This is a genomic window from Streptosporangium sp. NPDC023825 (genome assembly GCF_040639575.1).
In the GTDB taxonomy this organism is placed as follows: domain Bacteria; phylum Actinomycetota; class Actinomycetes; order Streptosporangiales; family Streptosporangiaceae; genus Streptosporangium.
The window spans coordinates 82,524-106,965 of sequence record NZ_JBFAAE010000015.1 but is presented as its reverse complement, the minus strand read 5'-3'; the positions used below and the strand labels follow the sequence as shown (position 1 = coordinate 106,965).

The following is a 24,442-nucleotide window of genomic DNA, read 5'->3' as shown; positions in this document are numbered from 1 at the left end:
CGTGATCCGTGACCAAAATCGGCGATCTGGTCGCCGGTTTTTGAATCGGCCGTCACTTGGCGTAACCAATGCCGTAGCGTTTGGAAAACAACAACCGCCTCGGGGGAGTGACGCCCGGAAGGGGCGAGCGATGCCACCCAGACCCCGCAGCCTCAAGCGGCAGATGGACGTTCTCACGACCCAGATGCGCGAGCACGGGGCCACGTGGAGCCAGATCGCCGCGGACTACCAGCTCCGTTTCAAGCTCAATCCGCTGCGCGGCTTCCGCGAGGCACACCGATACACGCAGTCCGAGGTGGTCCGACTATGGAACCTGCGCTGGCCAGACGACGTGCTCAGCGAACGCCGGCTCGGGGCGTGGGAGGCCTGGCCTTCGGCGACCGGCAACGAGCCTCCCATCTCCGGACTGGAACGCCTGGCCCGCATCTACCGGTGCCGGGCCGGGGACCTGGTCCATGGGGAGGACCACAGCCGTGACGACGACCGCGCCGGCAGGCACCCGGCGGCCAAGGACCGGCCCGTTCCCCGGCCCGTACTCACTGTTACCGATATCGCCTCATTTCTGGACGGGTTGCCGACACAGCCGCCCGGCCACGAGGCCGATCGGGTTCTCACGGTCGCGGCTCTGCGGGAGCAGGAGTTCGGCTATCTGGTCGCCGCTCTCACCCAGTGGGCGGACGGGATGAAACGCCGCGACCTACTGGCCGTGGTCGCCTCCGCGGCCGCCGCGGCGCACGCCTCCCCCCTTCTCGCCCACCTGGACCGCGACGCCCTCGAACGCCTGACGTCGGCCTCCCAGGCGCCCTCCCGGGTCGACGGCGAGGTGGTCGGGCATGTGGAGACGATCCTTCGTCACGCCATCAGGCAGGAGGACATCCTGGGTCCCCAGGCCGTGCTGGAGACGGCTCTGGCACAGCACGGGCTGGTCCGCCGGCTCCTGGGGGGCGCCGCCGACGAGGACCTGCGCCGGCGACTGATGTCGCTGCTCGCCGACATATCCCGTTTCATCGGGTGGCTGCTGTTCAACTCCGGTGACTTCGCCGGAGCCGAGCACTATTACGGCCAGGCCCGGCGCGCCGCTCACGAAGCCGACGACGACCTCATGTCCAGTTACGTGCTCGCCCAGTGGAGTCACCTGGCCACCTGGTCCGGCGACCCACGTCTCGGCGTCGAGCACGCCCTCGGGGCACTCGCCTGGGCGCAGCGGGGCGGCAGTCCCATACTGATCGCCTATGCCAACGACGTCGGCGCCCGCGCCTATGCGGGAATCGCGCGTCGCGAGAACGGCAAGAACCGGGCCAGGGACCACGCGCGGTGCCGTACCGCGCTGTCGGCCGCCCGCTCGGGGCTGGACGACTCCACGCAGGACGACCCCGGCCGGAGACTGACGTACTTCTTCGGTCCGGCCATGCTCACGCTGACCCGCGCCCTGTGCCACCTCGACATGCGTGAACCCGACGACGCGATCGCCTGCGCGCGCGAGGCGATGACCTCGATAGGGACGGCCTTCTCCCGCAACCTGGCGTTCGGTCACCTGTATCTCAGCCGCGCGTTCGCCCAGAAACGTGAGATCGGCCAGGCCTGCACGGAGCTGGCCCTGGCCGCCGAGTTCACCGGCCGCAACCGGTCCCCGCGACTGGTCGCGGCCACCGCCGACGCCCGCCAGGCCCTGTCACCCTGGAACCGCACCGACCCCGTGGTGCGCCTGGACGAGCGGCTGCGCTCCTATGGCCTGCCCGCGGGAAGGTCTTCCAGGACGTAGATGTCGTAGACGTCGTTGACGGACGACGCCGGGGCGTCCACGCTCCCGACCTGCCGCCAGCCCCATGATCGGTAGAGGCGCTGGTTGCCCTTCAACCGCGGCTCCACGGCCAGCACCGCCCGCTGCGCCCCGCACCCCGCCAGCACCGCCTCGGTCAGCCGTCCGGCGATGCCGCGCCCGCGGTGGCCCGGCAGTACGCCCAGATCCACCAGGTGCCAGGTGCGGGAACCGGACTCGTCGGTGAACCCGGCCGGGAGCGGGTCGCGTACGCCGTTCCACCAGCGGCCCCCCTCCCGCAGGAACGCCCCGTAGGCGAAGCCGACCAGCAGCCCGTCCTGCCGGGCGACCGACAGCCGAAACCCCCGCCGCCTGAGCAGATCGGCGTAGGAGGCTCGCTGGTGTTCGAACTCGGCGGGCCCCTCGCTGTTGGGCGGGGCACCGAACGCCTCCCGGTAGGCCGCACCGACCTCCTCGGTGATCGTCTCGCCCTCCTCCGGGCCCAAAACCTCCACGATCACACGACCGCTCGCTGTCCTGCCCACGGCACCCGCCCTCCTCACCCGCTCTCGTCTCGAGAATTATCCGCGGCGCCTCGCCCGAAACAGGCGGGGAAGGCCGCTGCCGCGACGGCCGCGATCGGGTCACCGTGGTCAGCCGGCCTGCCGGGAGCGCTCCAGGTAGAGGACCAGGTCGCGCATCCGGTCCGCGGGCCAGGGCAGGCTCCGGCCGATCTCCTCGCTGTTCTCCCGCCACATCCGCCGCGCCGCGGCCTTGGTCGGTTCTCCGTCGTCGCCGTCGTCGTGGAACAGGTTCCCCAATGCGTCCCAGCGCTGGACCAGGGCCCGCACCCGGGGGTCGTCGACGGGGGTGTCGTCCCGTACGTGCCGCAGGAGCTCCTCGACGAGCCCGGCCCATTCGGTCCTGGCCGTCTCGACGGCCTCCGGGCCAAGGCCGGCCCTGCGCCGGGCCAGTCGCTCCCGCTGCTCCGTCGTGAACGAGCTCTCGAACATAGAGATCATCTCCAGGGTCGTCATGAACTGGTCAGGATCGGGCATCGACGCGCTGTCGATCTGTCCCAGCAGGCCGTGCAGCCGCTGTGTGAGCCGCTGGATCCGTGCGCCGTGCGCCTCCAGCTCGCGGAGCTGGGCCGTCAGCAGGTCGCGCATCGCCGCCAGATCGTCCGTGGAGTTCGCGAGCACGTCCGCGATCTCCTCCAGGGACAGCCCGAGCGTTCGCAGAGCCCGCACCCGATACAGCCGCCGCACGTCGCCCCCGGTGTAGCGGCGGTGCCCCGACGCGGTGCGTTCGCTCGCGCGCAGCAGGCCGATCTCGTCGTAGTGGTGCAGCGCGCGCACGGTCACCCCGCTCGCCCGCGCCACCTCGCCGATGCTCCACCGGCGTCCGGTGTCGTCTTTCCCGATCACGTCCGCCACGTTAGGACCTGCCGTCGCGGCAGGTTCAAGCCCCTGGAGGCGTGGCGACGCGCGGGACAAGGCTCCCCGGCCGCCCACGGCACCCGCCTTCCTCACCGGCTCCCGTACCGGGAACCATCCGCGCGGCCTCGCCCGAAACGGCGGGGAAGGCGGTGGCCCGGACGGTGCGGGACATCCGTGTCGTCAGGACGGTGAAGGTCTGTACCGCAGCAGTTCGCCGGGCTGGCAGTCGAGTTCCTCGCATATCCGGGAGAGCGTGCTGAAGCGGATCGCCTTCGCGTGCCCGTTCTTGAGGATCGACAGGTTCGCCAGCGTTATCCCCACCCGGAGAGACAGATCCGTGAGAGTGATGCCGCGCTCGGCGAGTATCTCGCCGAGCGCGACCTCGATGCCGTGCTCCAGGACCTCGTCCTTCATCACACGGTTCCCTCAAGGTCCTCAAGCATGTGCCGCCCCTTCCGAACGACCTCGGACACGGCCAGCGCGCAGAGGCCGATGAGAGCGGCACCGGTGAAAGCGGGTGGGGACAGCTCGTCGTAGTAAGCGCCGGTGCCGAGCACATGGATCGAGAGCGTGCTCTGGACCATGCCCGCGGTGAGCCAGATCACCAGCGTGCCGACGAGCTGGGTCACGCCGATCAGGCGGAGGTTGCGGGTCGTCCGGACGGAGAACAGGGAGCGGTCGCTCCTGAGCCCGCCGGCGAGAAGCCGCGCCATCCACCAGAAGGACAGAAGGTTCACCACGGCCAGGGGAAGCCAGGTCAGCAGATGGTAGAGCCCCGCGGTGAGGCCTCCACTCGCCACGCGGACCGTGGCCCGCAGATGATCGCCGGCGAGCTCGACGCCCGGGGGCAGTGAGGTGCCGAGGTCGACGCTGTCGGCCGGGATCGACACGGGAACCGTCCCTCCCTGGCCGAGCGCCAGCATGACGCTGACGACGAGTTGCCGTATCGACAGGAGAGCGACGGCGAGAACCGCCAGGAGAAGTGCCCCGTACAGCCACTTCAGCCAGAAGTTGCGGCGTGTCCCCAGGGGTGCCGGCTCTGATTCGGGGGTGGACGTGGGTGGTTCCATACCAACCTCCCTATCGAATATCGATATTATCGAAAAACGATAACTCGCCGTGGGGTCCGGGACAACCCCCGAGGTTCTCCCGGCACGAGGCGCGTTCGAGCCCCGCGCCGTTCGCCGGTTCCCGGCGTTTCTCCGTGAGAGTCGGCGAGCCGCCGCGTTGCCGGGGCGAGGAGGGTCAGATGCGGCGGAGGCGGACGCGCTGGATGGAGTGGTTGGCGCCCTTGTGCAGCACCAGGTCGGCCCGGCCCCTGGTGGGGGCGATGTTCTCCACGAGGTTGCGCTCGTTGATGTCGCGCCAGACGTTCTTGGCGAAGTCGGTCGCCTCCTCCTCCGACAGGTCGGCGAGATACCTGAAGTAGGACTTCGGGTCCTCGAAGGCCGTGCGCCGGAGCTTGTGGAAGCGGTCGACGTACCAGTCGCGGATGTGCTCGACCTTGGCGTCCACGTAGATGGAGAAGTCGAAGTAGTCGTTGATCGCCAGGGCGGTGGGCGGGGCGGGCTGCAGGACGTTGAGGCCCTCGACGATGAGGATGTCGGGGCGGCGCACGGTCTGGGTCGCGCCGGGCACGATGTCGTACTCCAGGTGGCTGTAGACCGGGGCCGTCACCTCCGGCAGGCCCGCCTTGACGTCGGCGACGAACCTGACCAGGGCCCGCCGGTCGTAGCTCTCGGGGAAGCCCTTCCTGTGCATGATGTCCCTGGCGGTGAGGACCTCGTTGGGAAGGAGGAAGCTGTCGGTGGTGATCAGGTCCACCCGGGGGTGCTCGGGCCAGCGGGCCAGCAGGGTGTGCAGCAGCCTGGCCGTGGTCGACTTGCCGACCGCGACGCTTCCGGCGATGCCCAGCACGTACGGCGCTTCCCGCCTCCCGCCGCCGAGGAAGGTGTTGAGCGCCGCGCTGCGCTGCCTGGCCCCGGTGAAGTGGAGGTTGAGCAGCCGGGTGAGCGGCAGGTAGATGTCGGTGACCTCGGCCAGGTCGATCGGATCGTCGACGCCGCGCAGCTCCTCCAGTTCGTCCACGGTGAGCGTGAGGGGGGTGTTCTTCCGGAGTTCGCTCCACTGTGCCCGGCTCAGCTGCACGTACGGTGTCGCGGTGTCCAAACCGTTGGCCATGCTCAGAGAGCCTACTGATCCGCGGGGAACGGGCCCTCTCCGGGTGCCGGGCGGGATTCTTGGGCTGTCCGGGGGGTTCTCCATAGACGCGCCGGACGATCTCTCAGGGAGGAGGTAGGACAATGTGCGGAATAGTGGGATATACAGGACAGCGGTCGGCGGTCGAGGTCGCGGTCGAGGGGCTGGGCCGGCTGGAGTACCGGGGGTACGACTCGGCGGGGATCGCCCTGGTGGGGGCGGACGGCCTCGCCGTGGAGAAGCGGGCGGGGAAGCTGGCCAACCTCCGCTCGGCGCTGGTCTCGCGGCCCGTGCCGCCGTCCGACGCGACGACGGGGATCGGGCACACCCGGTGGGCCACCCACGGGGCCCCGACCGACCGCAACGCCCACCCGCACACCGACTGCGACGGTCGGATCGCGGTCATCCACAACGGGATCATCGAGAACTTCGCCGCGCTCAGGACCGAGCTGGAGGGCGCGGGGCACCGGATCGTCTCCGAGACCGACACGGAGGTGGTGGCGCACCTGCTGGAGGAGTTCGCCGCCGGGGGGCTCATGGAGGCGATGCGCAGGGTATGCCTGCGGCTGGAGGGGGCGTTCACCCTGCTCGCGGTCTCGGCCGACGAGCCCGACGTGGTGGTGGGGGCGCGGCGCAACTCGCCCCTGGTGGTCGGCAGGGGGGACGGGGAGAACTTCCTCGGCTCGGACGTGGCGGCGTTCATCGCGTACACGCGCGAGGCGGTGGAGCTGGGCCAGGACCAGGTGGTCGAGCTGCGCCCCTCGAAGATCACGGTCGTCGACTTCCAGGGCCTCCCGGCCGTGACGCGTGACTACCACGTCGACTGGGACGCCTCCGCCGCCGAGAAGGACGGCTACGACCACTTCATGCTCAAGGAGATCGCCGAGCAGCCCCGGGCCGTCGCCGACACGCTGCTCGGCAGGATCGGCCAGGACGGGCGGCTGGCGCTGGACGAGATGCGGCTGTCCGACCAGGAGATGCGCGACATCAACAAGATCATTCTGGTCGCCTGCGGGACCTCGTACCACGCCGGGCTCATCGCCAAGTACGCCATCGAGCACTGGGCCCAGCTGCCCTGCGAGGTCGAGCTGGCCAGCGAGTTCCGCTACCGCGACCCGATCCTCAACCGCGACACGCTGGTGATCGTGATCAGCCAGTCGGGCGAGACCATGGACACCCTCATGGCGGTACGGCACGCGCGCGGGCAGCGGTCGCGGGTGCTGGCGGTCTGCAATGTCAACGGTTCCACGATCTCCCGCGAGTCCGACGCCGTCCTCTACACGCACGCGGGCCCCGAGGTCGCGGTGGCCTCCACCAAGGCGTTCCTCACCCAGCTGGTGGCGTGCTATCTGGTGGCGCTCTATCTCGCCCAGGTCAGGGGGGTGAAGTTCGGCGACGAGATCACCCAGATCGTCGAGCGGCTGGCGCAGATGCCGTCCAAGGTGAGCGAGGTCCTCGCGACCGTCGAGCCGGTCCGCGCGCTGGCCAGGTCGCTGGCCGGCGAGCGGTGCGTGCTCTTCCTGGGGCGGCACGTGGGCTTCCCCGTCGCGCTCGAGGGGGCGCTGAAGCTCAAGGAGCTGGCGTACATGCACGCCGAGGGCTTCGCGGCGGGGGAGCTGAAGCACGGCCCGATCGCGCTGATCGACAAGGGGCTTCCGGTGGTGGTCGTCGTCCCCTCGCCGTCCGGCCAGCGGGTGATCCACGACAAGATCGTGTCCAACATCCAGGAGATCCGGGCCAGGGGCGCGAGGACCCTCGTCATCGCCGAGGAGGGGGACGTCGCGGTCGCGCGGTACGCCGACACGCTGATCCACATCCCGGCCGTGCCGACCCTGCTCCAGCCGCTGGTCGCCACGGTGCCGCTCCAGGTCTTCGCCTGCGAGCTGGCCACGGCCAAGGGGCACGACGTCGACCAGCCCCGCAACCTCGCCAAGTCGGTCACGGTGGAGTAAGCCCGGCCAGGGGGTTCTCCACAGCCTGTGGACAAAGTCTATGGATTATCCACGGCCGGAAGTGGGTATAGGGGGTGCCCGCCTCATTGCCTGATTAATTGTCGATATATGCCATATAGCGGTTTACTGGGACGGATTAACGTGGCGTGAATCCACCGGACAATCCACCGGACCCAAGGGAGCCGCAAGATGGATCGTCGTCGTTTCCTCGCCCGAGGTGGTGCGCTGGCCGCACTGGGGGTGGCCGGGCCGTTCGCCGGTGTCGCACGGGCGGGAGCGAACGGGGAGATCCTCCCGGGCGCCGGGTACGGGCCGCTGAAGCCGGTCAAGGACGAGCGGGACGGCGTGGTGCGGCTCCACCTGCCCGGCGGCTTCCACTACCGGTCCTTCAACGCCGCCGGCGACAAGTTCAGCGACGGGTCCGTCGTCCCCTCCCGGCACGACGGGATGGCCGCGTTCCGGGGACCGGCCGGCAGCGCGATCCTCATCCGCAACCACGAGGTAAACGGCCCGGTCGGCGCGTTCGGCGACCCGGACAGGGCCTACGACCCGGCGGCGGGCGGCGGCACCTCGACCCTCCGGGTCACCCGCTACGGCAAGGTGCTCAAGTCCGCCCCCAGCCTGACCGGCACCCAGATGAACTGCTCCGGCGGCCCGATGCCCTGGGGCGCCTGGGTGACCTGCGAGGAGACCGTGAACGGGCCGGACGTGGGCAACGACTTCACCGGCCAGGACAACGGCAAGCTCACGCAGAAGCACGGCTACATCTTCGAGGTCCCGCTCGACGGCAAGGCCGGAGGGCCGATCAGGAACGCCGGGCGGTTCGCCCACGAGTCGGCCGCGTTCGACGGCTTCACCGGCGCGATCTACCTCACCGAGGACAACTTCGGCTTCGCCTCCGGCTTCTACCGCTACCTGCCCCCGAAGAACCCGCTGGAGGCCCGCCGCATCCTCGACGGCGGCAGGCTCCAGATGCTGGCCGTGCGCGGCGCCCCGGGCAAGGACCTCTCGCTCGGCCAGCCCAGGGGAGCCTCGTACGCGACCACCTGGGTGGACATCGACGACCCCGACCCCGCCTTCATCGGCACCCCCGCCAACGACGTCGCCGTCCAGGCCGTCGGCAACCAGGGCAGGGCCAAGGGGGCGGCGCTCTTCTCCCGGCTGGAGGGGGCGATCAACCACCACGGCACGATCTACTTCGTCTCCACCCAGGGCGGCGCGACCGCGTCCGGCGACACCCCGCCCAGCGGCTTCGGCAAGGGGCGCGGCCAGGTGTGGGCGTACGAGACGTGGAGCGGGCGGCTCAGGCTCGTCTACGAGTCGCCGGGCGCGGTCACCCTCGACCTGCCCGACAACGTCACCGCCAGCCCCCGGGGCACCCTGGTCCTCTGCGAGGACGGCTCGGGCGACAACTACCTGCGCGGCCTCACCCGCCGGGGCGAGATCTTCGACTTCTCCCGGCTGGTCCCCGTCGACGGCGACTCCGGCGCCGAGTTCGCCGGCTCGACGTTCGGCCCCGGCGGCCACACCCTCTACGTCAACGTCCAGTCGGCCAAGGGGATGAGCTTCGCCATCTGGGGCCCCTGGCAGCGCGGCGGCTTCTGACCCGCGGGATCGCGGGCCGGTGGTGTGACGCCGCTAGCCTGGAAAAGTGATCGTTGGTATCGGCGTCGACGTCGTGGACACGGCCAGGTTCGAGGCGACGCTGGCGCGGACGCCCGCGCTGCGGGGCCGGCTGTTCACCGAGGGGGAGAGCGCGCTGGGCACGGCCTCCCTGGCCGCCAGGTTCGCGGCCAAGGAGGCCGTCGCCAAGGCCCTGGGCGCGCCTCCCGGGCTGCGGCACCTGGACGCCGAGGTGATCGGCGGGGAGCACGGGCGGCCCGAACTGCGGGTGACCGGGCGGGCGGCGGAGGTCGCCGGGGCGCTGGGCGTGACCCGGTGGCACATCTCCCTGAGCCATGACGGGGGCGTCGCCATCGCCTACGTGATCGCCGAGGGATAGATTCGGTGGAATGCGGATCGCGTACACCTCCGACCAGATCAGGGCGGCCGAGGCGGCGCTGATGGCGACGCTGCCCGAGGGCGCCCTGATGGAGCGGGCCGCCACCGGGCTCGCGGTGGTCTGCGCCAGGATGCTCGGCGCCGTGTACGGCTCCCGCGTCGTGCTGCTCGTCGGCGGCGGCGACAACGGCGGCGACGCCCTGTACGCCGGGGCCCGCCTGGCGGCCAGGGGGGCCAGGGTCGACGCGCTCCTCGCCGGGACGCGCGTCCACGCTGCGGGCCTGGCGGCCCTGCGCCGCGCGGGCGGCCGGGTGACCGGCCTGCGCCCCGAGCACGGCCCCGCCGAAGACCCGGCGGGAGCGCGCGTCCGCGGCCTGCTCGGCGCGGCGGACCTGATCGTGGACGGGATGCTCGGGATCGGCGGGACCGGAGCGCTCAGGGAGCCGTACGCGACCCTGGCCGGGCTCGCGAACGACGCGCCCGGCGAGGTCCTCGCGGTGGACGTGCCGAGCGGCGTGGACGCGAGCAGCGGCCGGGTGGAGGGCCCCGCGATCCTCGCGGACGCCACCGTCACGTTCGGGGCGTGGAAGATCGGGCTGCTCGTCGATCCCGGCTCCGGGCACGCGGGCCGGACGGAACTCGTCGACATCGGCCTCGGCCCCCACCTGCCCGACCCCGACGCGGCCGTGCTCACCGACCCCGACGTGGCCGCGCTGCTGCCCAGGCCCGGCGCGTCGTCCGACAAGTACCGCAGGGGCGTCGTCGGGATCGCGGCCGGCAGCGAGCGCTACACCGGCGCCGCGGTGCTGGCCGTGGCCGGGGCGCTGCGGGCCGGGGTGGGCATGGTCCGCTACGCGGGGCTCGCGGAGCCGGTGGCCCAGGTGCGGGCCCGCTGGCCCGAGGCCGTGATCACCACGCTCGCGCCGGGCGAGGGGGTCGAGGAGGCGGGCCGCGTACAGGCGTGGGTGCTCGGCCCCGGCCTCGGCACCGGCGACGAGGCGCGCGCCATCGCCCGCTCGGTGCTGTCGAGCGAGGTACCCGTGCTCGTCGACGCCGACGCGCTGACCCTGGCGGCCCAGGACAGGTCCCTGCTCCGCCGGGGCGCGCCGGTGCTGATCACCCCGCACGCGGGCGAGCTCTCCCGCCTGATCGGCGTGCCGAGGGAGCGGATCGAGGCGCGGCGCCTGGAGAACGTGCGCAGGGCGGTGACGGAGCTGGGCGTGACGGTGCTGCTCAAGGGCTCGACCACGCTGGTCGCCGAGGAGGGGCGGCCGGTCAGGATCAACCCCACCGGCAGCCCCTGGCTCGCGACCGGCGGCACCGGCGACGTGCTGGCCGGCCTGGCGGGCGCGCTGCTGGCCGCCGGGCTGAGCGGGTACGACGCGGCCTCCTGCGCCGCCTACCTGCACGGGATCGCCGGCGGGGAAGGCCCTCTCACCGCCTGGGACGTCGCCGAGGCGCTGCCGGAGACGGTTCGTTCCCTGGTCAACGGCCCCCGGCACACCGGCTCACCTGCCAAACTGGGGTCATGAGTTTCCCGATGACTCCCGCCGAGGCACGGGTGGACCTCTCGGCGATCCGTGAGAACCTGGCGCTTCTCGCGAGCCACGCGCGCGGCGCCGAGATGATGGTCGCGGTCAAGGCCGACGCCTACGGGCACGGGCTGGTCCCCGTCGCGCGCGCCTGCCTGGAGGCCGGGGCGGGGCGGCTGGGCACCGCCTACGTCCGCGAGGCCCTGGAGCTGCGGGCCGCCGGGATCACCGCGCCGGTCCTGGCGTGGATCATCCCGCCCGGCGAGCCGCTGGAGCAGGCCGTCGGGCACGGCGTCGAGCTGTCGGCGGGCTCCGTCGCGACGGTCGACGCGATCGCCGGCGCCGCCGCCGGGGCCGGCCGCACGGCCGGGGTGCACCTGAAGGCCGACACCGGCATGTCGCGCGGCGGCGCGGCGGCGGCGGACTGGTCGGCCCTGGTCGAGCGGGCGCTGCGGCACCGGGCCGAGGGCACGATCGAGATCGTCGGGCTCTGGTCCCACTTCGCCTGCGCCGACATCCCGGGAGACCCGTCCATCGCGGCCCAGCTGGCCGCCTTCGAGGAGGCGCTGCTCATCGCGGAGAAGGCGGGCGCGGGCGGCTCCCACGTCATCAGGCACATCGCCAACTCGGCGGCCATCCTGACGCTGCCGCAGGCGCGCTACGACCTGGTCCGCCCGGGGATCGCGGCCTTCGGGCTGAGCCCGGTGCCCGGGCTCGGAGACTTCGGGCTGCGCCCGGCGATGACGCTCACCGCGCGGATCGCGCTGGTCAAGCGGGTTCCCGCCGGAACGGGCGTGTCCTACGGGCACCTGTACGTCACGGATCGGGAAACGACGCTTGGCCTCGTCCCGCTCGGGTATGCGGACGGGGTTCTGCGGCACGCCACCAACCTGGCGGAGGTGCTGGCCGGTGGCCGCAGGCGGCGGATCGCGGGCAGGGTCTGCATGGACCAGTTCATGATCGACGTAGGGGACGACCCGTTGGCGGAAGGTGACGAGGTGATCCTGTTCGGTGACGGATCGCGAGGCGAGCCCACCGCTCAGGAGTGGGCGGATTCCCTCGGCACGATCACGCATGAGATCGTGACCAGGATCGGTTCGCGGGTCCCGCGCGTTTACCGGTGAAAGGCAGCTCAGGGGGTCGCATGAGTAGTACCAGACGGCGCAGGGTCGGTATCGCGGGCGCGATCGTCGGTGTCGCGTCGGCGGGAGTGGCCGCCGGGGCCCTCGCCAAGCGGTACGCCGTCGGACGCATCAGGCTCCGTCCGGACCTGGAGGCGAGCGAGCCGCTCGGAGAGCTGCGCGGCCGCCCCACCACGGTCACCACCTCCGACGGCGTTCCCCTGTACGCCGAGGTCGACGGGCAGGAGGAGGCCCCGCTGACCGTGGTGTTCTGCCACGGCTACACGCTCAACCTCGACTCCTGGCACTACCAGCGGCGCGACCTGGGCGGCACGCACCGCCTGGTCCTGTGGGACCAGCGCTCCCACGGCCGCTCGCCGCGCATCCCGATGAAGGACTGCTCGATCGACCGGCTCGGCGACGACCTGGCCGAGGTCATCGAGGCGCTGGTCCCCGGCCCGTGCGTGCTCGTCGGCCACTCCATGGGCGGCATGACGGTCATGGCGCTGGCCGACCGGCACCCGGAGCTGTTCGGCGACAAGATCAGGGGCGTCGCGCTGATCTCCACCTCCACCGGCAAGCTCGGCGAGATCTCCCTGGGCCTGCCCGCGCTGCTGTCGAAGGCGGTGCACAAGGTCACGCCGGGCACGGTGTCGATCCTGAGGCGCGGCGGCTCGCTGGTCGACAAGAGCCGCCAGGTCGGCAACGACGTGGCCTTCCTGGCCCTGCGCCACCTGGGTTTCGGCGACTCCAGGAACGTTAGCCCCACGGTCGTCGACTTCGCCGAGTCGATGATCCGGTCCACCCCCTTCGAGGTGATCGCCGAGTTCTACCCGGCGCTGATGTCGCACGACAAGCTGAGCGCGCTGCGCGTGCTGGACGAGGTCCCGACCTCCATCGTGGTCGGCGACAAGGACTGGCTGACGCCCGTCGAGCACAGCAGGGCGATGGCGGCGGCACTGCCGAGTGCCCGGTTCACCGAGGTCTCGGAAAGTTCGCACCTGGTCCAGCTGGAGCGGCCTACCGTGGTCAACGAAGCCCTGCACGAGCTGCTCAAGCGGGTGGACGCGGGCGACGACGCCGACGCCGCCGACGCCGGTGACATGGGCGGGTGAGCCGGGGGCACGCGCACGGCGTACGGTGAGCCCGAGGTCCGGCCGAACCGGGACCCGGGGTTCGAGAGGGCGCCGCACGGCGCCATGGGGGGTCGACGGACCCCGAGAAGCGCGGTGGGACACCCGAAAAGCGCGGTGGGACACCGAGAGGCATCGACAGGAGTGACGAAGCGGTGAGAATCGTGGCGACCGCCGAGGAGATGCGGGAGCTGGGCGAGGAGCTGGCGGCGCTGCTGCGCCCCGGAGACCTGGCGGTGCTGTCGGGCCCGCTCGGCGCGGGCAAGACGACCCTGGTGCAGGGGATGGCCGAAGGGCTCAAGGTGCGCGGCCCGATCACCTCGCCGACCTTCGTCATCGCCCGGGTGCATCCCTCGCTCTCGGGGGGCCCGCCGCTGGTCCACGTCGACGCCTACCGCCTCGGGGGCGACCTGGAGGTCGACGACCTGGACCTAGACGCCTCGCTGGAGGAGTCGGTGACGGTGGTGGAGTGGGGCGAGGGCCTGGTGGAAGGGCTCGCCGACGACCGGCTGGAGATCCTCATCGGCAGGGGCGCGTCCGGCGAGCCGGGCGAGGAGCGGACCGTGACCCTCCGGGGGGTCGGGCCGCGCTGGCACGGCGTCATCTGAACGGTGTCCACTGATGTGCCTACGAAGCCGGGGAAATCCTGGCACGCTGGCACTACGCACCATTGGTCTAGATCGTCAGGCCTGATGATCGACTCTGGCGGGTTTGCCCATGTTTAATGGGGAACAGGTGGGAAATCGTGCCGGGCGAGGGTCGTCGGCCGGAGGGCGAAGTGGAGTTCGACGGTGCCAAGCGTCAAGCGTGTCGCGGTTCTGGGAGCCATCGTCCTTTTCGGACTGCTCGGGTGCTCGGCTGACGCCGACTCGGGCAACCCCACGGGCACTCCCACCCCAACCCTGCCTGATTCCGGCATCAGCCGGCAGGACATCGAGGTCCAGCTCCAGCCGGCCCGCGCCAAGGCCGGGCAGAAGGTGTGGGTCCTGGCGAACTGCCCGATCCCGCAGGGCGGTCCCGAGCATCGCGGTACCGCGTCCTCCCGGATCTTCCGCACCCCGGTGACCCTCGACCCGATCCTCGCGACGCCCACGCCCGACCCCGCCTCGACCGCGACCCCGACGCCGCGCCCGTGGGTTCGTGGCCAGGCCACCGTCGCCGAGGGCACCGCCGCCGGGGTCCACGAGGTCAACGCCAGGTGCGAGGGGACCAACGACACCGGCAGCGCCAACCTCAGGATCGTGCCCGACACCGAGCCGAGCCCCACCCCCACCGACCCCACCTCCAGGCCGACCCGGACGATCATCAGTACCGAGGCGCCGGGTACGGGCGGTGGCGGCACCGCGGCCGGAGGTCCTGACGACTCGAGTGCCCCGATCGGCACGACGGGTGTCCTGCTCGCCCTCGCCCTGGCGGGCGGCATCGGCATCGCGGTCGTGCGTCGCCGCCGTTCGTAGTCCCCGATGGCCGATTCCACCCGCTGGTCCAGGATCGTCCTGGCCGGAGTGATCACCGGTGTCGTCATGGTCGCGTTCGGCAACAGGGGCGGCGACGTCGAGAAGGAGAAGGCGCCCGCCCGCACCTCGATCGTGCCCAGCCGCATCGACATCCCGTCCCTGGGGATCAAGGCGCCCCTGATGAAGCTCGGCGTGACGGGCGGCCGGGTCGACCTGCCGCCGTACGAGAAGCCGAACGTCGCGGGGTGGGTCAAGGACAGCGCGGTCCCCGGCGACGAGGGTTCCGCGGTGATCCTCGGGCACGTGGACACCAAGACCGCGCCCGCGGTCTTCTACAAGCTCAAGGACATGCGGGAGGGGCAGGTCATCAAGGTCGTGCGCAGCGACGGCAAGGTGGCCCAGTACCGGGTGGACACGATCGAGCAGATCAGCAAGCACCGGTTCCCCGCCGACAAGGTCTATCTCGAGGACGGCCTGCGGCTGATCACCTGCGGCGGGGACTTCGACTGGGACAGCAACGAGTACGAGGACAACCTCATCGTCTACGCCACCCTGGTCAAGACCTGAGTCGTCCCGCCTTTCCGCGCGGCTCACTCGGGGGGAGTGCCCCTGAGCCCTCGCGGGACGGGATAGGCTAACTGTTCGTGCTGGTCCTGGCCTTTGACACTGCCACCCCCGCCGTCACCGCAGCTCTGCACGACGGTGAGAGGGTCCTCGCCGAGTCGACGACGGTCGACGCGCGCCGTCACGGCGAGCTGCTCGTCCCCACGATTGAGACGGTCCTCCGGGAGGCCGGAGCCTCGCTCGGCGACGTCACCGCCGTCGTCGCGGGCTCGGGCCCCGGCCCCTACACCGGGCTCCGGGTCGGTCTGGTGACCGCCCAGGCCCTCGCGACGACGCTGGGGGTCCCGGCGTACGGCGTGTGCACCCTCGACGCGCTCGCGTACGGCAGTGAGCTGGCCGAGCCGTTCCTGGTGGCCACCGACGCCCGGCGCAAGGAGGTGTTCTGGGGCCACTACCGGGACGCGCGCACCCGGCTGTCGGGTCCCGCCGTGGACCGGCCTCAAGACCTGCCCGGGGAGCTCCCGCTGGCCGGCGCGGGCGCGCGGATGTACGCCGAGGTCGTCGGCGCCTCCCGGCTTCTCGACGTGCCGGAGTACCCCCACGCGGGCGCGATGGCGGCGCTCGCCGCCGGGCTGCTCGGCGAGCCGGGCGTCCGCGAGGCCGTGGAGAGCGGCACCCATCCCGTGCTCGGCCCGCCCCGCCCGATCTACCTGCGCCGCCCCGACGCCAAGGAACCCTCGGCGCCCAAGAGGGTCACGGCATGACCGTCGTGCTGCGCCGGATGACCGTCGACGACCTGCCCGCGGTCATGGAGGTGGAGCGGAAGACCTTTCCGGCCGACGCCTGGAGCGAGGGCATGCTCCGTGGCGAGCTCGACGACCAGCCGAGGACGAGGCACTACGTGGTGGCCCTGGCCGACGGCGTGATCGTCGGCTACGCGGGCCTCGCCGCGGCGGGGGACCAGGCCGACGTGCAGACCATCGCCGTGCTGGCCGAGTGGCGCCGGACCGGCGTCGGCGGCGCCATGCTGGCCGAGCTGCTGGCCGAGGCCGCCCGCCGGGGCGCGGTGTCGGTCTTCCTGGAGGTGCGCGCCGACAACCCGGGCGCGCAGGCCGTCTACGACAGGTTCGGGTTCGAGCGGATCGGCCTGCGCCGCCGCTACTACGAGGACGGCACTGACGCGATCATGATGAGGAAGGATCTCCATGCGTGACGAACCGGTGGTCCTGGGAATCGAGACCTCCTGCGACGAGACGGGGATCGGCATCGTCAGGGGGCACACCATGCTGGCCAACGCCATCGCCTCCAGCGTCGAGCAGCACGCCCGCTTCGGCGGGGTGGTGCCCGAGGTCGCCTCCCGGGCGCACCTGGAGGCGATGACCCCGACCGTCGAGCTGGCACTGGGGCGGGCGGGGCTGCGCCTCGCCGACGTCGACGCGATCGCGGTCACGGCCGGGCCCGGCCTGTCCGGGGCGCTGCTGGTCGGCGTCGCCGCGGCCAAGGCGTACTCGCTGGGCCTGGGCGTGCCGCTGTACGGCGTCAACCACCTGGCCGCCCACGTCGCGGTCGACCAGCTGGAGCACGGGGCCCTGCCCAAGCCCTGCATCGCCCTGCTGGTCTCCGGCGGGCACTCGTCCCTGCTGCTGGTGCCCGACGTCGCCAGGGACGTCGTCTCGCTGGGTTCCACGGTGGACGACGCCGCGGGCGAGGCGTTCGACAAGGTCGCCAGGGTGCTCGGCCTGCCGTTCCCCGGCGGGCCGCACATCGACAGGGCGGCCCGTGAGGGTTCCGGCGCGGCCATCGCGTTCCCGCGCGGCAAGTACGACGACGGGACGCTCGACTTCTCCTTCTCCGGCCTGAAGACGGCCGTGGCCCGGTGGGTGGAGGCCAGGGAGAAGGCGGGCGAGCGGGTCCACGTGCCCGACGTGGCGGCGTCGTTCCAGGAGGCCGTCGTCGACGTGCTGACCCGCAAGGCGCTGCGCGCGTGCGCCAAGTACGGCGTCCAGGACCTGCTGATCGGCGGCGGGGTGGCGGCCAACTCCCGGCTGCGCGCGCTGGCCCAGGAGCGCTGTGACGCGGCCGGGGTTCGGCTGCGGGTCCCCAGCCCCGGGCTGTGCACGGACAACGGCGCCATGGTGGCGGCCCTGGGCTCCGACCTGGTGGCGGCCGGCATCACGCCGTCGGGGCTGGACATCCCCGCCGACTCCTCGATGCCCATCACCACCGTCCACGTCTGACGGACCCGGCCCGCGCCCGCGGGTGTCGCCGGACCGGGGGGTGCGCCGCTCACGCGTGCCCGCCCGGCCGTCGCGCCCCCGTCGGGCGGCGGCGGTGCGGGCCCTTCCCCGCGGGGTGCCCTAGGCGGAGTGCAGGGCCAGCACCGGGTAGTCGGTGTAGCCGCGGTGGTCGCCGCCGAAGGCCGAGCTGAGGTCGGCCTGGTTGAGCTCGGCGCCGAGGCGCAGGCGGAGCGGCAGGTCGGGGTTGGCGAGGAACGACTGGCCCAGCGAGACCAGGTGGGCGCCGCGCTCCAGCCAGTGCGCGGTCCGGGCCGACGGGTCGCCGATCGACGGGTCGTTGACGATCAGGGCGTTCGGCCAGGACTTGAGGATCTCCTGGTTGACGTCGTCGGAGGGACCGGCCACCAGGTGCAGGTAGGCGAGGTCGAGCCCGGCGAGCTCGGAGACCAGCGCCGGGTAGACCTCGTGCAGGTCGTCCTCGACCAGGTCCCCCGCGCCGTTGCCGGGCGAGAGCCGGATGCCGACCCTGGAGGCGCCGATCCGGTCGGCGGCCGCCCGCGCGACCTCCACGCCGAAGCGGATCCTGTTGGCCACCGAACCGCCGAAGTGGTCCTCGCGCAGGTTGGCGTTCCGCGACAGGAACTGGTGGATGAGATAGCCGTTGGCGCCGTGCAGCTCGATCCCGTCGAAGCCCGCGTTTACGGCGCGCTCGGCGGCGTCGGCGAAGTCCTGGACGGTCGCCTCCACCTGGGCGGTCGTCAGCTCGATCGGGGTCCGGTAGTCCTGCAGGCCCGACGGGGTGAAGATCTGGCCCGCCGGTCGTACGGCGGACGGTCCGACGGGCAGCGCGCCGGTGTTGTCGGGGTGGCCGATCCGGCCGGAGTGCATGATCTGGGCGAAGATCCTGCCGCCCGCCGCGTGGACGGAGTCGGTGACCTCGCGCCACCCGGCCACCTGCTCGTCGCTGTGCAGCCCGGGGGTGTTCATGTAGCCCTTCCCCGCCTGGCTGGGCTGCACCCCCTCGGTGATGATCAAGCCCGCGGAGGCCCGCTGCGCGTAGTAGAGGGCGGTCAGCGACGAGGGGATCCCGTCGACGTAGGACCGTGACCGGGTCATGGGCGCCATCACCAGCCGGTTGGGCAGCTGGAGACCGGCGAGCGAGAACGGTGAGAAAGGCATGACGACCTCCTTTGTTGGCTGGCCAACTTGGCTAGCCAATAAGCAGTTCTACAACTTGGTCGGCCAACATGCAAGCGGTAGTGTCGGGGGAGAACGGAAGGACCTGACATGGCGGAGCCGCTGATCGACGAAGAGCGCGACGCGACCGGCGAGCGCGCCGCGGCCCGTGAGGGCGCCGCGGACGGGGACCCGGCCGAGGCGTGCGGCGCCACCCCGGGCTGCGGTGAGTACGACAGCGATCTCAACTGCCTGATGGCCAACGCGACCCGCGGCCACCGCGTGCTGCTGGCCAGCCTCCTCGGGGAGATCGACCTCTACCCGGGCCAGGAGCGCGTGATGGGCGCCCTGTGGGACAACGGCCCCCAGTCGCAGAACAGCCTGGCGAGAATCGTCGGCGTCGACGTCTCCACCATGACCAAGACCCTGCAGCGTCTGGAGCGCAGCGGGTTCGTCAGCCGCAGGCCCCATCCCGCCAACCGGCGGATCAGCATCGTCGACGTCACGCCCAGGGGGCACGCGCTCCGCCCCGAGGTCGACCGGGTCCTCGCCGAGATGCACCGCCGGATGACCCGGGGGCTGACGGCCGAGCAGACCGACGAGCTGTTGGTCCTGCTCTCCGTGGTCAGGAACAACCTGTGCCCCGAGGTGAGGGCCGTGAAGAGCCTGGAGGGTCACCCGGCCGATGTCGCGCGCGCCGGCTGACGGCGTCCGTACGGGACCGGGCGGGCCGCTGAGAGCCGCCGGGGGCGGGTCGCGCCCGGGGGCGAAGCCCCGGCCCGGGAGTCAGTCCTGGTCGGTCCTGGTGGGGCGGAGCAGCGCCTCGGCGAGGGCCAGCATGGTCTCCTCCAGGGCGCCCAGGCGGCGGGTGAGGTCGGTGTGCGCGGGCTCCACGGTCTCGCTCAGCGCCTCGGAGAGCTGGTCGCGGTCGGGCAGGGCGCGGAGCGTCTCGGCCAGCGGGGCCAGCGCGGCCTCGGCCCGGATGACGCGCTCGTCCAGGGAGTCGAAGCGCTCGCGCTGCTCGTCGGTCTGAACGCCGATGAGCGCGCCGACGCCGAGGACGGCGGGCAGGACCTCCAGGCGCTCGTCCAGGCTCTCCAGGCGCTCGGCGGACTTCTCCGCGTGCCCGTCCAGCGTGGACAGCCGGGAGTCGATGACGTCCATCCGGCCGGTGAGGCGGCCCTCGATGTCGTCGAGGCGCTCGTCGAGGGTGTCGAAGCGGCCACCGGCCGCCATGCGATGGCCCTCCAGCCGGTCGACGCGGCTGTCGATGCGGTTCTCGACGGCGGCGGCGCGCTCGTCGATCCTGGGCACGACCAGGTCGACCCTGGCGCCCACCTGCTCGACCCTGCCGCTCACCAGGTCCACCTTGCCGTTGACCTGCTCGACGGCGGCGAGCATCCGGTCGGCGGCGGTGCCGACGGCCTGCTGGACGCTCGCCGACAGGTCGAGCATCCCCGCCTCGATACGCCCGGTGCGCTGGGAGAGGTCGGCCAGGGCCCTGTCCAGGCGGCTGAACCGGTGCGCCGCGATGCCCATGTCGGCCTGGAGCCTGCCGAGGTGCTCGGCCAGCTGGCGCACCTGCTCGTCGAGGCCCAGGGTGCCCTCCGAGATCGCCCGCAGGCGGGCGAGCGCCTCGTCCATGCTCTCGCCCACGGTGCCGAGATCGGTCCACAGGCTCGGCAGCTCGCCGAGGGGGGTGACCCGGTCGCGGACGGTCTCGACCCGGCGGCCGAGGGAGTCGACCCGCTCGCCGACGGCGTCGACGTGGTCACGCACCGCCTCGACGTGCTGGGCCAGGCCCTCGGCCCAGGAGGGCGGTTTGGCGGCGATGTCGTCCAGGCGCCCGTGGACGGACTCCAGCGTGCCGTTCAGCCCGCCGATCTCGCGCTCCCTGACCTCGCGCAGCAGCCACTCCATGCCCTCCAGGCGCTGCCGGATCTCGTCGAGCACCGCGCCCTGGGTCCGCTGCTCGTAGACGTGGTCCTGCGCCGCGCGGGCGAGGAGCTCGCGCATCCGGTCGGAGATGGCGGTCTGGCTGCCTGCCTGGAGCAGGGTGTGGTCGGAGTGATCCACCGAGAGCTCCTTCACTCGCCGACGCTCAGCCGCGCGGTTGGATTTGATGGGATTTGCCGATGAACGATATGAAACCGCAGGCGAGAGAGAACTCCCGCCTGGCAACCTTAGCCTCTGGATCAAGGTTTTCCGGCAGCGAGATTAAAAGAGAGGAATTGCCGGTTGGCTGGAAGAATTGACTATTTTGGCTGGTCAAACAGGGCTTACCGCAGCTGGTCGAACGGGTTCGATCCGGCCGGTCAGCCGGGGCCGCACACGAAGGCGAAAGGCCGCTCGCCGATTCGGGTGAGAATGACGACCGCGGATTCCTCACCGGAAAGCCGGAGGTCTTTCCTGAGGCGGTCGACGTCCACCGCGGAGCCGCGCTTCTTGATCGTCACATTGCCCGCGCCGCGCTCGCGGAGCGCCGCCCGCAGCCGCTTGAGCGAGAACGGCAGCGTCTCGTGGACCTCGTACCGGGACGCCCACGGCGTCGGCGTCGCGACGTCGCCGGTGATGTAGGCGATCTGCGGGTCGAGCAGGCGCCCGCCGACCGCCGCGGCGATCTCCGCCACCAGGTGGGCCCGGATGGCCGCGCCGTCCGGCTCGTAGATGTAGCGGCCGGCGGGGCCGGTGCCGGGGGCGCCGAGGGCCGGGTCGGGCGTCATCGTGGCGCCCGAGGGCAGGATCGTCGCCCTGCGCGCCGTCTCGCCCGCCAGCGCGCCGCACCAGATCACGGCCTCCTTGACGTCGCCCTTGTAGGAGACCCACTCGGCCTCCGCGCCCTCGGGGACGAACTCGTACGGGATCCCGGGGGCGACCTTCAGGCAGGCGGCCCCGGCCCGGGCCACCATCTCCAGCACGGCGGGCCAGGGCGGCGAGTAGCCCATCGGGTCGAAGGTCCTGCCCCGCGCCGTACGGCGCGCCGGGTCGGCGAACAGGACGTCGAAGGCGGCCGGGTCCAGGGCGGAGGCGTCGGCGGCGCGGACCGAGACCCGGTCGCCGAAGCCCAGGGCGTCCGCGTTGGCCTGGGCGATCGCCGCGGTGAGCGGGTCGGTGTCGACGGCCTCGACCGAGCACCCGGCCCTGGCCAGGGCGAGGAGGTCGCCGCCGATGCCGCAGCAGACGTCGGCGACCCGCGAGCCCGCGGGGACGCGCCGCGCCCGATGGTCGGCGACCTCCCGGCGGGTGGCCTGCTCCAGGCCCGTCCTGGTGAAGTACATGAGATCGGCGTCGGCCCCGAACTTCTCCCTGGCGCGCAGCCGGAGCGTGGCCTGCGTGAACGCCGCCGAGGTCAGGTCCGCGTCGTAGGTCTTCCTCAGCCTGGTCACCGCCGCCACCGGGTCGTCGCCGACGATCCCGGCCGCCGCGCCCAGGGCCTCCTGGCCGCGCGGGGTCAGGAGTTCCCGGAATGCGTCGAGATTCACACCAGCCGACGCTACCGCCTCGGCCGCAGGGCTTCGCGAGGGGCTTCCACCTGGCTTGACGTTCGCGTGAAGCGCAGAAGGGGTGCTTCGTGTTGACTGTCAAGGCCACCTTGCATACTGTTCCGTATTGGCACTCTCCCGGTGAGAGTGCCAAATACATGCGACGAGGCAGGTCTGACACCCGCGACGGCAGACCGCTGGTCGCCTCTTCTAGATCATTCAAATCTGAAGGGGAGGTCCGACGTGACGACCGCCACCAAGGTTCCCGTTAAGCCGCTCGGCGACCGCATTGTGGTCCAGCCGCTTGAGGCCGAGCAGACCACCGCTTCCGGTCTGGTCATCCCGGACACCGCCAAGGAGAAGCCGCAAGAGGGCAAGGTCCTCGCGGTGGGCCCCGGCAACTGGGATGAGGACGGCGAGAAGCGGATTCCGCTCGACGTCAAGGAGGGCGACGTGGTCCTCTACAGCAAGTACGGCGGCACCGAGGTGAAGTACAACGGCGAGGAGTATCTCGTGCTCTCCGCTCGTGACGTGCTCGCCATCATCGAGAAGTAGTTCTCGCTTCACAAAGATGACGTATCGAGCCCCGGGTCGCGAGAGCGCCCGGGGCTTTGATGCGCCGACGTACTTATGGAGAGGATTGTCATGCCGAAGATCCTGTCGTTCGAGGAGGACGCGCGCCGAGCTCTCGAGCGCGGCGTGAACGCTCTCGCGGACGCGGTCAAGGTGACGCTGGGCCCGCGTGGCCGCAATGTCGTCATCGACAAGAAGTTCGGTGCGCCCACCATCACCAACGACGGTGTCACCATCGCCCGCGAGGTCGAGCTGGAGACGCCGTACGAGAACCTGGGCGCCCAGCTGGCCAAGGAAGTGGCGACCAAGACCAACGACGTCGCCGGTGACGGCACCACCACCGCGACCGTCCTGGCCCAGGCCATGGTCCGCGAGGGCCTGCGCAACGTGGCCGCCGGAGCGCAGCCGCTCTCCCTCAAGCGCGGCATCGACATCGCGGCCAAGGCCGTCAGCGACCGGCTGATCGAGTCGGCCCGCCCGGTCGAGGACAAGAAGGAGATCGCCAACGTCGCGACGATCTCCGCGCAGGACGCCAGGATCGGCGAGCTGATCGCCGAGGCGTTCGACAAGGTGGGCAAGGACGGTGTCATCACCGTCGAAGAGTCCAACAGCATGGGCCTGGAGCTCGAGTTCACCGAGGGCCTCCAGTTCGACAAGGGTTACCTGTCGCCCTACATGGTGACCGACCAGGAGCGCATGGAGGCGATCCTGGAAGACCCCTACATCCTGATCACCCAGGGCAAGATCGGCTCGGTCGCGGACTTCCTGCCGCTGCTCGAGAAGATCGCGCAGACGAAGAAGGCCCTGCTGGTCATCGCCGAGGACGTCGAGGGCGAGGCCCTCGCGGTCCTCGTCACGAACAAGATCCGTGGCACCTTCACCTCCGTCGCCGTCAAGGCGCCGGGCTTCGGCGACCGCCGCAAGGCCATGCTGCAGGACATCGCCATCCTCACCGGTGGCCAGGTCGTCAGCGAGGAGATCGGCCTCAAGCTGGAGCACGTCGGCCTGGAGGTGCTGGGCACCGCCCGGCGCGTCGTCATCACCAAGGACTCCACCACCGTCGTCGACGGTGCCGGTGAGGCCGCGGCGATCGCCGACCGCGTCAAGGAGATCAAGCTCGCCATCGAGCAGTCCGACTCCGACTGGGACCGCGAGAAGCTCCAGGAGCGCCTCGCCAAGCTCTCCGGCGGCGTCTGCGTGCTCAAGGTCGGCGCGGCCACCGAGGTGGAGCTCAAGGAGAAGAAGCACCGCCTTGAGGACGCCATCTCGGCGACGCGCGCGGCGATCGAGGAGGGCATCGTCTCCGGCGGTGGCTCCGCGCTCATCCACGTCTCCAAGGTCCTCGACGACCTGGGCCTGACCGGCGACGAGGCGACCGGTGTCTCCATCGTCCGCAAGGCGCTCGTCGAGCCGGCCCGCTGGATCGCCGAGAACGCCGGCCTCGAGGGGTACGTCGTGACGGCGAAGGTCACCGAGCTGCCCGTCGGCCAGGGCTTCAACGCCGCCACCGGCGAGTACGGCGACCTGATCGCCCAGGGCGTCATCGACCCGGTCAAGGTCACCCGCTCGGCCGTCCAGAACGCCGCCTCCATCGCCGGCATGCTGCTGACGACCGAGGCCCTCGTGGTGGACAAGCCCGAGGAGGAGGCCCCGGCCGCCGCCGGCCAGGGTCACGGCCACGGTCACGGCCACTGATCGGTCACTGAACGACCCCCGGTCGGCCCCCGGCCGATCATCGGTTCCGAACGGCTCGCGTCTCCCCGGAGGCGCGAGCCGTTCGCGTTTCGCGGTAAACCGAAAAACGATCTCAAGCGTCG

24 protein-coding genes are annotated in these 24,442 nt (G+C 71.5%); 16 read left to right on the top strand and 8 right to left on the bottom strand.

Annotation, left to right across the window (positions count from 1 at the left end; all coding sequences use genetic code 11):
• Nucleotides 1–130: 130 nt before the first annotated feature.
• Nucleotides 131–1,762: a hypothetical protein gene (locus AB0G15_RS16255; protein WP_362839896.1), complete on the top strand. Its 1,632-nt coding sequence runs from the start codon at nucleotides 131–133 to the stop codon at nucleotides 1,760–1,762.
• Here the strand turns inward: AB0G15_RS16255 and AB0G15_RS16250 are convergent.
• The 5 genes from AB0G15_RS16250 to coaA all read right to left on the bottom strand — a co-directional run bounded on the left by AB0G15_RS16250 (nucleotide 1,726) and on the right by coaA (nucleotide 5,379).
• Nucleotides 1,726–2,304 (bottom strand): GNAT family N-acetyltransferase, encoded by a 579-nt coding sequence (locus AB0G15_RS16250; protein WP_362839893.1) that lies wholly within the window; start codon nucleotides 2,302–2,304, stop codon nucleotides 1,726–1,728. The two genes, AB0G15_RS16255 and AB0G15_RS16250, sit on opposite strands and share 37 nt — an antisense overlap.
• A gap of 108 nt (nucleotides 2,305–2,412) precedes the next feature.
• Nucleotides 2,413–3,186, bottom strand: a complete 774-nt coding sequence (locus AB0G15_RS16245) for a MerR family transcriptional regulator (protein ID WP_362839890.1) — start codon at nucleotides 3,184–3,186, stop codon at nucleotides 2,413–2,415.
• 192 nt (nucleotides 3,187–3,378) lie between these two features.
• Nucleotides 3,379–3,612: a helix-turn-helix transcriptional regulator gene (locus AB0G15_RS16240; protein ID WP_362839888.1), complete on the bottom strand. Its 234-nt coding sequence runs from the start codon at nucleotides 3,610–3,612 to the stop codon at nucleotides 3,379–3,381.
• Nucleotides 3,612–4,268: a DUF2975 domain-containing protein gene (locus AB0G15_RS16235; RefSeq protein ID WP_362839886.1), complete on the bottom strand. Its 657-nt coding sequence runs from the start codon at nucleotides 4,266–4,268 to the stop codon at nucleotides 3,612–3,614. Before AB0G15_RS16235 ends, AB0G15_RS16240 begins: the two co-directional genes overlap by 1 nt.
• A gap of 175 nt (nucleotides 4,269–4,443) precedes the next feature.
• Entirely contained in the window at nucleotides 4,444–5,379 is a 936-nt protein-coding gene (coaA, locus tag AB0G15_RS16230) for a type I pantothenate kinase (RefSeq protein WP_362839884.1), read from the bottom strand.
• Between the two features lie 122 nt (nucleotides 5,380–5,501).
• Between coaA and glmS the strand changes: the two genes are divergently transcribed.
• The 12 genes from glmS (at nucleotide 5,502) to tsaD (ending at nucleotide 17,394) form a co-directional block, all read left to right on the top strand.
• Nucleotides 5,502–7,349 (top strand): glutamine--fructose-6-phosphate transaminase (isomerizing), encoded by a 1,848-nt coding sequence (glmS, locus tag AB0G15_RS16225; protein WP_362839881.1) that lies wholly within the window; start codon nucleotides 5,502–5,504, stop codon nucleotides 7,347–7,349.
• A gap of 189 nt (nucleotides 7,350–7,538) precedes the next feature.
• Nucleotides 7,539–8,954 carry an alkaline phosphatase PhoX gene (locus AB0G15_RS16220; RefSeq protein ID WP_362839878.1) on the top strand — a complete coding sequence of 472 codons (1,416 nt, stop codon included), beginning with the start codon at nucleotides 7,539–7,541 and terminating at the stop codon, nucleotides 8,952–8,954.
• A 46-nt stretch (nucleotides 8,955–9,000) separates the two neighbouring features.
• Nucleotides 9,001–9,351, top strand: coding sequence for a holo-ACP synthase (locus AB0G15_RS16215; protein ID WP_362678482.1), 351 nt, complete (start codon nucleotides 9,001–9,003; stop codon nucleotides 9,349–9,351).
• Nucleotides 9,352–9,361: 10 nt separating this feature from the next.
• Nucleotides 9,362–10,882 carry an NAD(P)H-hydrate dehydratase gene (locus AB0G15_RS16210; RefSeq protein ID WP_362839875.1) on the top strand — a complete coding sequence of 507 codons (1,521 nt, stop codon included), beginning with the start codon at nucleotides 9,362–9,364 and terminating at the stop codon, nucleotides 10,880–10,882.
• Entirely contained in the window at nucleotides 10,879–12,006 is a 1,128-nt protein-coding gene (gene alr / locus AB0G15_RS16205) for an alanine racemase (protein WP_362839872.1), read from the top strand. Before AB0G15_RS16210 ends, alr begins: the two co-directional genes overlap by 4 nt.
• A gap of 20 nt (nucleotides 12,007–12,026) precedes the next feature.
• Complete coding sequence (locus AB0G15_RS16200; RefSeq protein ID WP_362839869.1) at nucleotides 12,027–13,118, top strand: alpha/beta hydrolase; 1,092 nt, start codon at nucleotides 12,027–12,029, stop codon at nucleotides 13,116–13,118.
• A gap of 173 nt (nucleotides 13,119–13,291) precedes the next feature.
• The gene (gene tsaE / locus AB0G15_RS16195; protein WP_362839867.1) at nucleotides 13,292–13,744 is read left to right on the top strand and encodes a tRNA (adenosine(37)-N6)-threonylcarbamoyltransferase complex ATPase subunit type 1 TsaE; all 453 of its coding nucleotides are present in this window, start codon (nucleotides 13,292–13,294) and stop codon (nucleotides 13,742–13,744) included.
• A 183-nt stretch (nucleotides 13,745–13,927) separates the two neighbouring features.
• Nucleotides 13,928–14,593 carry a hypothetical protein gene (locus AB0G15_RS16190; RefSeq protein WP_362839864.1) on the top strand — a complete coding sequence of 222 codons (666 nt, stop codon included), beginning with the start codon at nucleotides 13,928–13,930 and terminating at the stop codon, nucleotides 14,591–14,593.
• Between the two features lie 6 nt (nucleotides 14,594–14,599).
• Complete coding sequence (locus AB0G15_RS16185) at nucleotides 14,600–15,160, top strand: class F sortase (protein WP_362839861.1); 561 nt, start codon at nucleotides 14,600–14,602, stop codon at nucleotides 15,158–15,160.
• A gap of 77 nt (nucleotides 15,161–15,237) precedes the next feature.
• Nucleotides 15,238–15,921 (top strand): tRNA (adenosine(37)-N6)-threonylcarbamoyltransferase complex dimerization subunit type 1 TsaB, encoded by a 684-nt coding sequence (tsaB, locus tag AB0G15_RS16180; protein WP_362678503.1) that lies wholly within the window; start codon nucleotides 15,238–15,240, stop codon nucleotides 15,919–15,921.
• Nucleotides 15,918–16,370, top strand: a complete 453-nt coding sequence (gene rimI / locus AB0G15_RS16175) for a ribosomal protein S18-alanine N-acetyltransferase (protein ID WP_362839858.1) — start codon at nucleotides 15,918–15,920, stop codon at nucleotides 16,368–16,370. The genes tsaB and rimI overlap by 4 nt, the downstream gene beginning before the upstream one ends.
• Entirely contained in the window at nucleotides 16,363–17,394 is a 1,032-nt protein-coding gene (gene tsaD / locus AB0G15_RS16170) for a tRNA (adenosine(37)-N6)-threonylcarbamoyltransferase complex transferase subunit TsaD (protein WP_362839855.1), read from the top strand. The genes rimI and tsaD overlap by 8 nt, the downstream gene beginning before the upstream one ends.
• Before the next feature lie 120 nt (nucleotides 17,395–17,514).
• On the opposite strand, the gene AB0G15_RS16165 is transcribed toward tsaD, so the two are convergent.
• The gene (locus tag AB0G15_RS16165) at nucleotides 17,515–18,573 is read right to left on the bottom strand and encodes an alkene reductase (protein WP_362839852.1); all 1,059 of its coding nucleotides are present in this window, start codon (nucleotides 18,571–18,573) and stop codon (nucleotides 17,515–17,517) included.
• 108 nt (nucleotides 18,574–18,681) lie between these two features.
• On the opposite strand from AB0G15_RS16165, the gene AB0G15_RS16160 reads away from it, so the two are divergent.
• Nucleotides 18,682–19,275 carry a MarR family transcriptional regulator gene (locus tag AB0G15_RS16160; RefSeq protein ID WP_362839849.1) on the top strand — a complete coding sequence of 198 codons (594 nt, stop codon included), beginning with the start codon at nucleotides 18,682–18,684 and terminating at the stop codon, nucleotides 19,273–19,275.
• An 81-nt stretch (nucleotides 19,276–19,356) separates the two neighbouring features.
• Here the strand turns inward: AB0G15_RS16160 and AB0G15_RS16155 are convergent, their stop codons facing one another.
• Nucleotides 19,357–20,646, bottom strand: coding sequence for a hypothetical protein (locus tag AB0G15_RS16155; RefSeq protein ID WP_362839846.1), 1,290 nt, complete (start codon nucleotides 20,644–20,646; stop codon nucleotides 19,357–19,359).
• Between the two features lie 239 nt (nucleotides 20,647–20,885).
• Nucleotides 20,886–22,052, bottom strand: coding sequence for a class I SAM-dependent methyltransferase (locus AB0G15_RS16150; protein ID WP_362839844.1), 1,167 nt, complete (start codon nucleotides 22,050–22,052; stop codon nucleotides 20,886–20,888).
• A 243-nt stretch (nucleotides 22,053–22,295) separates the two neighbouring features.
• Here AB0G15_RS16150 and groES point away from each other — a divergent pair, with 243 nt between their 5' ends.
• Together groES and groL are read left to right on the top strand one after the other, a co-directional pair.
• Nucleotides 22,296–22,607, top strand: a complete 312-nt coding sequence (gene groES, locus AB0G15_RS16145; RefSeq protein WP_362678524.1) for a co-chaperone GroES — start codon at nucleotides 22,296–22,298, stop codon at nucleotides 22,605–22,607.
• A 90-nt stretch (nucleotides 22,608–22,697) separates the two neighbouring features.
• Nucleotides 22,698–24,320, top strand: a complete 1,623-nt coding sequence (gene groL / locus AB0G15_RS16140; RefSeq protein ID WP_362839840.1) for a chaperonin GroEL — start codon at nucleotides 22,698–22,700, stop codon at nucleotides 24,318–24,320.
• Nucleotides 24,321–24,442: the final 122 nt, after the last annotated feature.